This window comes from Aerococcus urinaehominis, assembly GCF_001543245.1.
In the GTDB taxonomy this organism is placed as follows: Bacteria; Bacillota; Bacilli; order Lactobacillales; family Aerococcaceae; genus Aerococcus; species Aerococcus urinaehominis.
Genome location: NZ_CP014163.1, coordinates 225,195 through 238,537 on the forward strand (window position 1 = coordinate 225,195; position 13,343 = coordinate 238,537).

At 43.2% G+C, this 13,343-nt stretch carries 12 protein-coding genes; 5 read left to right on the forward strand and 7 right to left on the reverse strand.

Annotated features, from left to right (window positions below):
- Positions 1-20: 20 nt before the first annotated feature.
- Together AWM75_RS01020 and gdhA are read right to left on the reverse strand one after the other, a co-directional pair.
- Positions 21-1,337, reverse strand: a complete 1,317-nt coding sequence (locus AWM75_RS01020; RefSeq protein ID WP_067977318.1) for a CitMHS family transporter — start codon at positions 1,335-1,337, stop codon at positions 21-23.
- A 268-nt stretch (positions 1,338-1,605) separates the two neighbouring features.
- A complete protein-coding gene (gene gdhA, locus AWM75_RS01025; RefSeq protein WP_067977319.1) occupies positions 1,606-2,952 on the reverse strand; it encodes an NADP-specific glutamate dehydrogenase in 1,347 nt (448 codons plus the stop codon).
- A 304-nt stretch (positions 2,953-3,256) separates the two neighbouring features.
- Between gdhA and AWM75_RS01030 the strand changes: the two genes are divergently transcribed.
- Positions 3,257-4,480, forward strand: a complete 1,224-nt coding sequence (locus AWM75_RS01030) for an NADH-dependent flavin oxidoreductase (protein WP_067977320.1) — start codon at positions 3,257-3,259, stop codon at positions 4,478-4,480.
- A gap of 61 nt (positions 4,481-4,541) precedes the next feature.
- Here AWM75_RS01030 and AWM75_RS01035 read toward each other — a convergent pair whose 3' ends face one another.
- The 5 genes from AWM75_RS01035 to AWM75_RS01055 form a co-directional block, all read right to left on the reverse strand.
- Positions 4,542-5,057, reverse strand: a complete 516-nt coding sequence (locus AWM75_RS01035) for a hypothetical protein (RefSeq protein ID WP_067977321.1) — start codon at positions 5,055-5,057, stop codon at positions 4,542-4,544.
- Positions 5,058-5,061: 4 nt separating this feature from the next.
- Positions 5,062-6,582 carry a vWA domain-containing protein gene (locus AWM75_RS01040; RefSeq protein WP_234946611.1) on the reverse strand — a complete coding sequence of 507 codons (1,521 nt, stop codon included), beginning with the start codon at positions 6,580-6,582 and terminating at the stop codon, positions 5,062-5,064.
- Between the two features lie 9 nt (positions 6,583-6,591).
- Positions 6,592-7,794: an ATP-binding protein gene (locus tag AWM75_RS01045; protein WP_067977323.1), complete on the reverse strand. Its 1,203-nt coding sequence runs from the start codon at positions 7,792-7,794 to the stop codon at positions 6,592-6,594.
- A 3-nt stretch (positions 7,795-7,797) separates the two neighbouring features.
- On the reverse strand, positions 7,798-8,091 hold the full coding sequence (locus tag AWM75_RS01050) for a hypothetical protein (protein ID WP_067977324.1): 294 nt from the start codon (positions 8,089-8,091) through the stop codon (positions 7,798-7,800).
- Positions 8,092-8,232: 141 nt separating this feature from the next.
- Complete coding sequence (locus tag AWM75_RS01055) at positions 8,233-9,171, reverse strand: nucleoside hydrolase (RefSeq protein ID WP_067977325.1); 939 nt, start codon at positions 9,169-9,171, stop codon at positions 8,233-8,235.
- A 313-nt stretch (positions 9,172-9,484) separates the two neighbouring features.
- Here AWM75_RS01055 and AWM75_RS01060 point away from each other — a divergent pair, with 313 nt between their 5' ends.
- From AWM75_RS01060 to AWM75_RS01075, 4 genes are read left to right on the forward strand one after another with little or no spacing between them, the layout of a single operon-like run.
- Entirely contained in the window at positions 9,485-10,522 is a 1,038-nt protein-coding gene (locus tag AWM75_RS01060) for a siderophore ABC transporter substrate-binding protein (RefSeq protein ID WP_067977326.1), read from the forward strand.
- A gap of 45 nt (positions 10,523-10,567) precedes the next feature.
- Positions 10,568-11,548 carry an ABC transporter permease gene (locus tag AWM75_RS01065; RefSeq protein ID WP_200778307.1) on the forward strand — a complete coding sequence of 327 codons (981 nt, stop codon included), beginning with the start codon at positions 10,568-10,570 and terminating at the stop codon, positions 11,546-11,548.
- Positions 11,545-12,552, forward strand: a complete 1,008-nt coding sequence (locus tag AWM75_RS01070) for an iron chelate uptake ABC transporter family permease subunit (RefSeq protein WP_067977328.1) — start codon at positions 11,545-11,547, stop codon at positions 12,550-12,552. The genes AWM75_RS01065 and AWM75_RS01070 overlap by 4 nt, the downstream gene beginning before the upstream one ends.
- Positions 12,553-13,302: an iron ABC transporter ATP-binding protein gene (locus AWM75_RS01075; protein WP_067977329.1), complete on the forward strand. Its 750-nt coding sequence runs from the start codon at positions 12,553-12,555 to the stop codon at positions 13,300-13,302.
- Positions 13,303-13,343: the final 41 nt, after the last annotated feature.

Sequence of the window (13,343 nt, forward strand, 5' to 3'; positions counted from 1 at the left end):
AGTACAATTAGATTAATCCTTTAAATTATAATTGGCATCAAGCCTAGAAGGCCACCAACAATCACATAAATAATGAAAATGCCCAGTGAGACGACCAGACCCTTCTTCTGCCATGCCCCCCAATCCACTCCTGTCATGCCCAGCAGTACATAAGAGAAGGGCACTAAAGGACTAAACAAGTGAAAGGCCTGGCCCATTAAAGAAGCAAAGGTCAGCTGCAGATCAGTAAAACCATATACCTCACCAGCCTGGCGTAAAATAGGCATCATCCCGTAATAGAAGGCATCGTTGTGTAGAAAATAAGTACCTAGGGCTGAAAGTATAGCCACTATCAAACCGTAAAAGCGACCCAGCGAATCAGGAATCATAGCTAATAGGGCAGTAGCAATGCCATCAGCCATACCCGTTTCTTTTAAAATTCCCATAAAAACACCGGCTGCAAATACAGTCATGACCACCTGGTTGGCTTCGCTCGCATTAGCATCAATGCGTCCTTTTTGGTCCTTTAGGTTGGGATAATTAACGAGTAAGGTCACTACCGTGCCTACCATAAAGATTATTGCTGGCGGTATATCAGAAACAACTAATAAGCCAACAGTAATCAAAACAATTGTAGCATTGAGCCAAACTAAATGGGGGCGCTTCAGATTTTGATTATCCCCATCACCTTGCACCATCATGTCCGCAATTTCTTGGTCCGTCAAGTAAATCACACCCAGGCGCTTTTGCTCCTGTTTCCCAATCCAATAAGCAACTGCGAACATATAGACTATGGCAACAGCCATCATGGGCACCAGGCCGCGCATCACTTCTGAAGTGCCAACTTCCATCACGGCAATAGCCCGTGCAGTCGGACCGCCCCAAGGCAGTAAATTTATAATCGAATGAGCCGTCATGGTAAGGACAGCCAAGTCCAACAAGTTCATATTTAGCTTTTTATATATCGGCACCATGGCAGTAGAGACAATAATCATAGTCGTAGTCCCATCGCCATTGAGCGACACCAATATAGTTAGCAAAACCGTTGCTAAGGAGACTTTTAAAGGATCACCCTTTGCGTACTTAATCATCAAATTTGATAAGGGGTCAAACAAACCGGCATCAATCATGATGGTAAACATATAAATAGCAAAGAAAAGCATAATACCGGTTTTAGCTGTTGTCATTAAACCTGACAAGGCCGCTTCACCTATGTCAATTGACCAAAAATTTAGTAGCTGACCTAGCGCAGCAAAGCTGACCGGTAGGGCAACTAAACCAATAAAAGGACTAATCTTCTTTTTCATTATCAAGGCCATGAAAATAATAATCATAGCAAATCCCATTAAAGCAATCATGGGACCACCTCCGTTTAAGAATTATTTAAATTCAAAACTAGGATAGCATGTAAATGTTATTTTGTCTAACTTATTTTAAAATTAACGTTATATTTAATAACACGTATTGTGTCTAGAGGTGCCTTCTGATACTTTTTTAGCAATTAAAATTTATAGTCAACTACAGTTTTAATAATCCTATCCAAGGCAAATAAAAAGCAGAGCAATCCGAGATTACTCTGCTAAAAATTGATTCATTTTAATTTTTAATTGACATCGTTAACTAGGCTTAAACTAAGCCTTGGGCTAGCATTACTTCAGATACGCGGGCAAAACCAGCTACATTAGCCCCAAGTCTTAAGTCATCAGGGTGACTATACCGCTTGGCCGTATTAGAACAAGCATCATAAATAGCTTTCATGGTTTCTTGTAAGCGGCCATCAACCTCTTCAAAGGTCCATTGGAGACGTTGTGAGTTTTGTGCCATTTCTAAGGCTGAAACAGCTACCCCACCAGCATTTACTGCTTTGGCAGGACCGAAAAGCACCTTATTGTCATCGAAAATTTCAACAGCTGCCTCTTGACTCGGCATGTTGGCACCTTCAAAGACATACTTAACGCCATGGTCCACCATATTTTGCGCCATTTCCGCATTAATTTCATTTTGAGTTGCGCAAGGCAAGGCCACATCATAACTTAAATCAGCTGCCCACACAGATTCATTTGGATAGAATTTAGCATCTGGGTGGTGTTTAGTGTATTCATCTAGTGAAATGGCATCGTCAACTGGAATATTTTTAAGGGTCTCTGCAGAAATACCAGCTTCGTCATAGACGTAGCCTGTAATATCTGAAACAGCGATGACAGTAGCACCTAATTGCTCAGCTTTTTCTACTGCATACATAGCAACGGTACCCCGACCTGAGATAACGACCCGCTTGCCTGATATATCTTGGCCACGGTCAGCAAGGGCATTTTGGGCAAAGTAAACAACACCATAACCTGTAGCCTCTGTCCGAGCAAATGAACCCCATTGGTTAGTCGGTTTACCAGTCAAGACACCAGGTTCAGTTTGATTGAGGCGTTTATATTGGCCATACATATAGCCAATTTCCCGCGCCCGCACACCGATATCTCCAGCTGGTACATCACGATCAGGTCCAATGTATTTTTGCAATTCGGTCATGAAGCTTTGGCAGAAGCGCATCACTTCAGCATCAGACTTACCAGAAGGATCAAAGTCTGATCCCCCCTTACCACCACCGATAGGGAGACTGGTCAAGGCGTTCTTGAAAATTTGCTCAAAGCCTAGGAAGCGAACGATACTTTCATTCACTGAAGGATGGAAGCGTAAACCGCCCTTATAAGGACCCAAAGCTGAATTATATTGGACTCGATAGCCTAAATTAACGCGCCAATTCCCTTGATCATCTTGCCATGGGACACGGAATTGAATCACCCGTTCAGGTTCAACCATGATTTCTAGTAAATTATGGGCTTCAATTTCAGGGTGCTCAGCCACATAACCTGCAATTGTTGGTAGAAATTCTTCCACTGCTTGGACAAATTCAGGCTTATCTTGATGACGTTCTTGGACACTGGCCAATACACGATTTACATATTCTTGGGCAGACATGATACCATCCTTTTCTTTATACGCTAGGTCGAACCTAGTTTTTTATGGGTCTATTATAAGTCTATTAATAAAAACTTGGCAAGTTTTTTTCTAATAAAAATTCTGAATATTTTCACTATAGCATACTTTAATGGTTAAAATCCCTGTTTTCTATTATACTAACCTGATTGAGGCCCAAAATCTCATACCACTCGTGATTGTATATTATTTTGTATATTTTTTTAAACAATGAATGTATTTATCTTTGCTGGTTCAGTCTGAGATGCTATACTGGTTTCATAGTAAATTTTCTAAGGAGGATTTTATGTCAAACCAAGTTAACCCGAAATATCAAGCCCTGTTTGAGCCAATTAAATTAGGCAATGGTATTGAATTGGCCAACCGCTTCTCTTTAAACCCGCTAACTACGAATGCTTCTACTCGTGAAGGCTACGTGACTAAGGAAGAAGTTGATTACGCGCTCCGTCGCAGTCAGTCTGCCCCCCTCCAGGTCACTACCGCAGCCTATATTGAAGATTATGCCCAGCTTTTTGAATACGGTCCCAGTGTCCGAGATGACTCTTTCATCTATGGTTTATCTAAATTAGCCGATGCTATGCGCAAAGATGGCGCCAAAGCTATCTTACAATTAACCCATGCTGGGCGCTTTGCTAAAATTGCCTTAAATGATTATGGTGTGGTGTATGGCCCCTCTGCAATGACCCTTAAATCACCCTTTGAACACCAAGTACTAGAAATGTCCACACGCAAAATTCACCATGTCATCCAACAATATGCTGATGCGACGCGCCGTGCCATCCGCGCTGGCTTTGATGGTGTTGAAATTTCAAATGCCCAGCGAATCCTGCCCCAACAATTCTTCTCACCTTTCTCAAATCAAAGAACAGATGGATATGGCGCCCAATCACTGGAAAATCGGGCCCGTTTCGGGGTTGAGGTTATGGCTGCTGTCCAAGCAGTGATTGATGATTATGCACCTGAGGGATTTATTCTCGGCTTCCGCGGTACACCTGAAGAAACGCGGGGTAGTGAAGTGGGATATACGGTCGATGAGTTTAACCAGTATTTTGACATGATGATGGATGTATCAAATATCCACTATTACGCCATCGCTAGCTGGGGCCACGATATCTATCTAGAAAAAGCCCGAGCGGGTAGCCGAAAAGGCGAATTCGTTAACCGTATCGTCCTTGACCATATAAAGGGTCGTTGCCCTGTAATTGCGACAGGCGGTATTAACTCTCCTGATAAAGCCCTAGAAGCTTTAGAACACGCTGACATGGTTGGTATGTCATCTGTCTTCGTCACTGAACCAGATTTTGTTAATAAACTAGCAGCTGGTCAGGAAGATCAAATTGACCTCGGCATTGATATGGATGAATTAGACCAACTAGCTATCCCCCATCGTGCCTTTAAAGATTTGGTTGAATTTATGGACTTCGGTGGCTCACTACCTGAAGCCGCTCGGGATAAATTACGCAGGATGACTGACCAAACTGATATTTCTTATTTCAAAGCTTATAAATAGTTCATTATGAAAAAGAACAAGACCTGTGAAAAATCACTGGTCTTGTTCTTTTTCTATGCACCTACTTGTCAACGCCACGAATCCACTTAGGTACTACGGTTTCATTTTTCTTCTTGTCAGGATCCAGGTCAGTAAAATCCTGGCCTAAATGATTAAAGAGGGCTTCCTGCTGGTCATGTAACTCTACTAGCGAATCATAAAACAAGCGGTCCCAGGTCACTTCTACTGAGGTCCGATTCTTTTTGCCTAAAGCCGCCTCTTGTTTTTTGATAGCTTCGTAAACCTGCCAGGCTGCTTGTAGGTAAGCAGCCTCCAAGTCTGAATTAATTTCCGCCCCTTGCCGGTAATGGTGGCCACGCTGGATTAAATTATGCTTTTGTAAATGATTGGAAAAGGCAGCCATATAGCCATTGATGACCATATAAAAAGCAGCTTGGTCATCAATTTTTTTAAATTCAAATTGCAAAGGAATCTGAGCGTCGACAAGCTCTTGGTAACTAACATCTGCTACCAAGGGCATATACTTGCCAAACTGGGCAGCCATAATCGCGCGTTTCTGCTGACTTAAATCTGCCATCAGCCTACCTCCTTTTAGTCAGTTGACTTAAAATATCACGGTTATACTTCTCGTCACCGCGTAAATACAAGATCTTACCACCACCATCAGTCGATAGTGGAACAGGTTCACTCGGATCAGCATCGGTGAGCACCCAGTACATATTGGTAAATCCATAACGTTCAAAGTTGTCATCGCCATAGCCATCTGTAAAGTAAACAGCCACCGTGTCCTGGTCGGTAAAGCCCATCTGGTGGAGCCATTCAAAGGCTGGCGCAAAGGAAGTGCCACCTCGACCCTTGAAGTCAAACTCCTTGAGAGTTTGACGGTTAAGCTTTTCAACCTTGGTAACCTGGGTATCGACTTGGACGACCCAGACATCAGCGTGGAGCGTTTCTTGGATATTAGCTAATTCCCCCAATGAATAGGCCAGAGCGCCCTCATTTTGTGAAGCTGACGTATCAAAAAATGCGACTAAACGACTAGCTGTATCCAGTGTCCGGCCCGGCAGGTCAATCCGGTAAGGTTGGCGACGGTTCATCCGGTTTTTAGATAGGCGATAAGGAACCACTGTCGTCCCAAGCCCTCTTTGAATAATATCACGCCAGTTCAGACTACGCCGTTTAGTAATCTGGGCAATCTTAACGTCCAAATTATTTGAAAGATTTTTACGCATTTCTTCACTCAAGTCACGGTAAGAGTCCCGTACCAAGCCATTAACAATTTTACGGTGTAAGTCATTGTTTTTGGCTTGAGGAATGGCTTGCTGCATAGACGGATTCTTTCTCATTTCTTTAGCCAGTTGGTCAGCCTTATCTGCACGTAGATCACTAGCCTGACGGGGATCAAAACTACCAGTAAATTGTTCATAGAGGTCGGACATCTCTCCCGACCCCTTCATGCGGTTAAAGGTGGTGGCTAAGCGCTGGTGACCTTGCTTTTTAGGATCCTGGTCAACAGCCAGCATGGCTTCGTAATAGTAGAGGGCTCCTCGGTGACTATCTAGATAGGCATCACCTGTCATTTCTTGGACCCAGTCTAGACCAACCGAATTACCAGGAAGGTCTTGCAGGTATTGGTTAATCGCGACTTCCATAGCGACCGACATCATTTTACCAGTCCGCTCTTCCTGATAAGCCCAATCGTACTTGGTTAAATAATCAAAAACTACATGGTAGCACATCTGCTTGAGACCAGCTAACATTTGGGCTGGTTTTTCATAATAGAGGTAAAAGAGCAAGGGATTAATCGCCAAATTTAAAGACAAGCCTTCAAATTCAAAAAACATGGGTTTGGCTAGTTCCGTATCCATCCGTCGGTTGATGCGGTATAAAATACCAGCAAAAAGGGCATCACTAGCGCCTTGATAGGTCCGATCTGCCATCAAGGAAGATAGCAAGAGGCCAATATACTGGTCCATTAACTGAGAAAATTTCTGCAGATCTTCCTGCTGACCATGGTTCAAAAAGGTAATATATGCTAATTCTACCTGGCCAAAATGATCTGACAGATCTTGGTAGCTTAAATTACGGGTCACATCAGCCATCATATTCTCCTAGCGGTTGGCATTAATTGCCATAGTAATATCATAGGCAGCATCAACAAATTGATCATTTTGATATAGCGCCTCCCTTAAAACTTCTAACCCCTCAGTTTCCTCATCAGTCATCAAGCGGTGAACCAGACTATATTGAATATCACCATCGACTTGACTGAAGAGGTCAGCAAAACGACTGATAAAACTATCATCGGTTAGTAATTCCGGATGGGCTACACTAAAGCTAACTAAGTCCTGGACAACGCGCTTGCGGCGAATCGGCTGCATAGCAGCTAGGCGTTCACTCAGTGATTGATCAAGTTGGTATCCGTCAGTTTGCGCCACTTCTTGGGGCTTAATGTAATCAGCCTGGTGATTTTCTAAGAAGGTTAACATCACTGCCCCTGCCTCTTCACCAATCGAGCCGTCAATTCCTTCAATCAAGAAAGCCAAGAGATCATCATCATTAAGGGCTTGAATCTGATAGCCAGCATCCTCATAGTTGTAGAAGAGGTTGGAAATCCGCTCATAAGCCCTAGGGGTTGGGTTTTTATCTCTGGTCTCATCCACCACAATAAAGTATTGGCGTCCTTCCGCTTGCAAGAATTCTATCACCAGCGGATGAATCATCGTATGACCTGGTCGCTTAGGATGGTCTTGGCTGGCAAAGCTTTCAATCCAGCTATCCAGGTTAGTACCCATCCGAATCCGCATGGTTCGGTCGTTAATCGCCATATCCCGAGAATTAGTTGCATACGAAGTGCCTTCAAAACCTTCAGTATCTGATGATGGATTTTCAGCCGTGATAATCACAACATTGTCCGGCAGTGGCGTCCCCATCAAATTGCGTTGTAACACTAGGTTCATTAATTCACCCTGAACCATAGCAACCGGCCGATTAAATTCATCTAAGAAAAGAATAACCTTGGAATCAGGATGGGCATTGGCCCAATCAATGGCTCCCTGAACTTGAGGGTTTAAATAATACTCAACCCGGTCTTCCTTAGGAATGGGCATAGTCAAATCACCTGGTTGCAAGAGGGAACAAGTAATCTCATAAAAACCATAATGATTACGGGCAGCTAAATCACCAATCAATTGTGATTTACCAATCCCCCCATGTCCAACGATATTAGGTACAATAACAGAATCTTCAGCTAAAAGTAGTTCCAAACCTTTTAGAACAGCAGGATAGGTTAATCCTGGTAAGCGGTCTGCCATAGCTTATTTCCTCCTTGGTTTATATTTATCAGTAACTGGTTTAGCAACAAAGTAGGCCCCAGCCAAACTGATTACTAGTGCGATTAAAATCCATGTTTGCCCTAGGCTAGTCCATAGCGTTAAAGCACCCGCTAAGACTAGGCCTAAACTCAAGAGCATGAGGGCAAGCGCCATTTGTCTGGCATCTCTTGGTGTCAGCTGATCACTATCTTCGTATATATTAGACTGGGTGCGATTAATTTTCCAACCGGCAAAGGCGGTTAAAAAGCCCATCGCCAACATTAAGTAGCCAAGCATGCTTTTCTTTCTCCTTTATTATAAGCGGACATGAACCCTGCTAAACTAGCTAGCGTTCTCTTCCATTTCTACCATAGTAAATAAAAAGAGCCAGCTAGACAAGTCTAAAGCTGGCTAACTGGCTGAATCCATGTAGGTAGACTAAAAGGCTTTTTCAATCGTTTCAACAAAGTGACGGGTATAAAGCGGCCCATCAACAGCCAGACCCACACGAACATTAGGCTCAGCACCATCTGCTAAGGCTGGCAGATTTTGCACGATCCGCCCTTCTTGATCACCAGACAGTGAGCGTAAACAGAAAGTTTGGCCTGTTACCCAACGTTCATCTAAGGCTACTGAAACAGCCAGTGGATCATGGAGGGCACAGCCACGTAATTCATCATAAGAGGAGTCATAAGCTTGGAAGTAATAACTCACAATATCAAAAAAGGCTTGGGCAGCTGGAGAGCCAGCTTGCCATTTATTGATATGGTCTTCTGTTAATAATGTTTGCAAGGTTACATCTAAACCTATCATGGTCATATTAATGCCGGAATCAAAAACAATATTATTGGCCTTACTATCTTTATTAAAGTTGGCCTCAGCAAAATATGAAACATTTCCAGGCACAGTAAGTGCGCCACCCATTGAAACAACCTGGCGTACAGATAGCATAGCCTCAGGATCTTTTTGGATAGCCAGAGCTAAGTTAGTCAAAGGACCAGTCGTGACAATGGTTAATTCATCACCCAGGGCCCGAGCTTGGTCGACTAAGTAGTCAACCGCATCCTGGTCTTGAACTGGAGCACCCGCTGGAAAATCGAGATTAGCTAGGCCATTACGTCCATGGAAAATCCCCGAAGCAGCCTCTTGAACATAGTCTTGGTCGGCATCTAGGGCCCGCTTGGCACCAACATAAACAGGAATATCTTCCCGTCCCAACAATTTTAAAATGGCTGCTGCATTGTCAGCCCCAGTAACAGTTTCAACATTACCAAAAACAGATGTAACTGCAAGTACTTCAGCTTCAGGATGGCCAACGGCATAGGCTAGGGCCATTGCATCATCAATACCGGTATCCAGATCAAGTATTAGCTTCATAATGAATCCTCCCTTGGATGGTTACGAAATTTATATACCAATCTTAGCAATTCCTGTAAGTGCTGTCAAAGAAATCAAGTGATTTTCATTTACTTTCTTATCCCCTACTAAGTCTATTTTTTAATAATTATCAGATTATAACAATTCTAATAACTATTTGCTGACCAATGACTAGAATCATTCTCATTTTTCCAGAAAGCTAGCTTTTGGATTCGCTTAATGGTATAGTTTTAGCTAACATGATCATGCCACAAACAAAATAACAATTGAGAATATGCCCAGTTTTATTCTCAATTAAAAAGGAGATCTTATCATGCATAAATTTACTAAGTATTCCCTAGTTCTATCTGCTGGTCTGGTACTGGCAGCTTGCGGCCAATCTAAACCTCAAGATAGTGAAAAAGCTGCTGAATCTAATGTCAGTCAAGCTGCCAGTCAAACCTCAAATGACCAGCAAGTAGACCAAGCAACTGTCACTGTAAAAGATATCCACGGTGAAGTACAAGTCCCTGTCCAACCTAAAAAAGTAGTTGCCTTGGACAACCGGACTTTTGAAACACTAGAAGATTGGGGGGTCGACTTAGTAGCTGTGCCTAAAGATGTCATGCCAGCAGATAGCGCTTATGTTAAGGATGACAAGGTTGAAAATATTGGTAACCACCGCGAACCTAACTTGGAATTAATCGCGGCGGCTGATCCTGATTTGGTTATTGTGGGTCAACGCTTTGCCAAATACTACGATGATATCAAGGCGCTAGCCCCTAATGCAGCGATTGTTGACTATTCTTGGAATACTGAAGATGCCGAGAACACTGGCCAAAGCCTAATGGAAGGTTTCAAAACTTCAACTCAAGGTTTAGGCGCTATCTTCCAAAAAGAAGACCAAGCCCAAGCCTTAATTGATAACTTAGACAAGGCAATTGCCGATGTGAAGTCAGCCTACAATGGCCAAGATAAAGTAATGTCTGTCATTGTATCTGGTGGTGAAATTGGCTATGCGGCGCCACATACCGGTCGCGTTTGGGGACCTCTATACGATTTATTTAACCTTAAACCAGCACTAGAGGTTGCTGATAGCTCATCTGACCACCAAGGTGATGATATTTCAGTTGAAGCTATCGCCCAATCTAACCCAGACTGGTTACTCGTATTAGACCGAGATGCTGCGATTACTGATACTGAAAGTCAACCAGCACAAGAAGTGATTGAAGACTCTCCTGCCCTTAAATCTCTGGATGCTGTTAAGAATAACCATGTGATTTATGCTCCTGCTGATACCTATACCAACGAATCTATCCAAACTCTAACCGAAATATTCCAAAGTATGGCTAAGGCTTTTAAAGGAGAGTAATTAGCTTTATAATGGACATAAAAGTAATGAAAGAGGTTGGTTAAATTGCTCAAGCAGACAAGCGACTCCCACAACAAAATATGGACACCTGGTTTACTGGTGACCCTCATCGTCGTCGTTGCTTTAGCCATCCTTTCAATCTTTACTGGTGCTTATGATATTATGGGCCAAGCGGACGGCTGGCAGATGGTGTTTATCACCCGTCTGCCCCGGACCTTGGCCCTTTTATTATCTGGTTCTGCCATGGCCGGTGCCGGACTGGTGATGCAACTTTTAACCCAGAATCGCTTTGCTGATGCAACGACTACAGGTACAGCTGAATGGGCCGGTCTAGGAATTATTGCAGCTTGGGCTTTTATCGATAGTCCCAGCCTAATCACCCGCATGCTCTTTGCCGCTGGCTTTGCTTTTGTCGGCGCCATGGTATTTTTTAGCCTACTCCAGCGGGTTAAATTAAAGTCATCTCTGATTGTTCCGATTTTTGGCACCATGCTAGGAGCAGTGGTTTCCGCTATTTCCACCTTTCTCGCTCTGCAATTCAATATGAGCCAGACTTTGGAAACTTGGTTTGCCGCTTCTTTTGCTCCAGTCCAAGTGGGCCGGTATGAAATTCTCTGGGGCATTGTGGCAGTTACTCTGATTATCTATCTTTTTGCTGATCGCCTGACTATTGTCGGTTTGGGTAAGGATATTGCCACCAATCTAGGCCTTAATTATCAATCTATCCTGCTAATTGGTACTGCCCTGGTTGCCATTATTGTTGGCCTAGTTTCGGCAGTTATTGGAAATCTGCCCTTTATCGGCCTCATAATTCCTAATATTGTATCGATGGTCAGAGGCGATGATGTTAAAGGGAACTTGGCCTGGGTCTGCCTGCTAGGTATGGCGGTAATTACAGCTTGTGATATCATATCGCGAACAATTATCCAGCCCTTTGAAGTCCCAGTATCAGTTATATTAGGTAGTTTCGGTGCCTTCTTCTTTATTCTGGTACTGTTTATACAGAGAAAGGGAGGCCGACCATGAGTAAGTCTAACCATCATATTAGTTTCCGTCAGCCAGGAGACCGTCGTCGTTTCTACTGGACCTTCTTCACCTGTCTGGTTTTAGCCCTCTTGGCCAGTTACGGTCTAATGACCTATAATAATCCTGTCCCAATTAGCTCACCTGCCTTTATGGCGGTAGTTAAGCGGCGTTTAGTAGCTCTAGTAGCCATGCTAATAGCTAGTGTTTGTCAGAGCCTAGCAACCATCGCTTTCCAGAGTTTAGCGACTAATCAATTGATAACACCCTCCTTGTTAGGCTTCGAGGCCCTTTATGCTTGTCTTAACACAGGAATTGTTTTCTTTTTAGGGGTTGATGCGCTCTTGTCCTTTACCGGGCCATTTGCCCTGCTAATTCAAATTATTTTAATGGTGGCTTTCAGCCTCTTAATTTACGGCTGGCTACTGACTAGCCAAAACCAAGATATCCAATGGCTACTCTTGATTGGGCTAGTCTTGGGGTCAGGTTTACGCGCGCTAGCAACTTTTATGCGCCGCCTGTTAGAACCCTCAGTCTTCGATGTTTTGCAAGCCAAACTCATGGCTTCAGTTAATAACGCAAACGCTGAAGATTTTAAACTAGCAATTCCCCTGGTTTTAATCGTTGTCGTTATTTTCTTTGTTTTAGCACGTCGCCTGAACGTAATCAGTCTAGGACCAGCTGTTGCTATCAATCTTGGGCTTAATTATCGCGCTTACACTGTCTTTTTCTTAGTGTTGGTATCAATCTTGATGGCAATTTCAACCGCCTTAGTCGGCCCGCTGACCTTCTTTGGTTTTCTAACCGCGACACTAACCTACCAATTAGCCAAGACGTATGACCACCGCTATCTTTTTGCCTTATCAATGGTCCTGGGCTTCTTAATATTAACGGCTGCCTATTTCTTTATGAACCACATTTTTAATACCCAAGGCGTGGTTTCAATTATTATTGAGCTTTTTGGTGGTCTTGCCTTTATTGTCATGATGCTTAGAAAGGGAGATTAGATGATTATTAAGGATCTCGTTAAACGCTATAGCGAAGAAGTGCAAATCGGTCCCCTAAACTTAGAAATTACTAATCCAGGCTTTACTGCCCTAGTCGGTCCTAATGGAGCAGGTAAGTCCACCCTGCTATTAATGGTTGGACGCCTTTTGGACTTTGACCAAGGACAGGTAAGCGTAGGTGGTTTAGATATCAAAACCACTCCATCACATATCCTAGCCAAAAAGATTGCTATTTTGCGCCAGGAAAATCATTTTATGACTCGGTTAACGGTTCGGCAACTCTTGGCTTTTGGCCGTTTTCCTTATAGCCAGGGACGCATAACTGAAGAAGACCAAGCCATTATTAATAAATATCTTAACTTTTTTAATTTAAGTAAACTCCAAGACCGTTATCTGGACCAACTATCAGGCGGACAGCGTCAACGTGCTTATGTTGCCATGGTCCTCTGCCAGGAGACTGACTATATCTTACTCGATGAACCCCTTAATAACCTTGATATTGCTTCATCAGTACAAATGATGAACCTGTTACGGGAGGCAGTTGATATTTTTGACCGTCGCATTATTGCAGTGCTCCATGATATCAACGTGGCTGCCCAGTATGCCGACTCCATTGTAGCCATGAAGGAAGGCCAAATTATTGCCTATGGCTCAGCTGAAGAAATTATGCAGGCTGATATCCTAACCAATATTTTTGATGCCCATATTCAAACCGTAGACTCTCCTATGGGTAAAATCGCAGTATATTAAAAAAAGTCCCTAGCAATTATTAGCTAGGGACTTTTTATTAC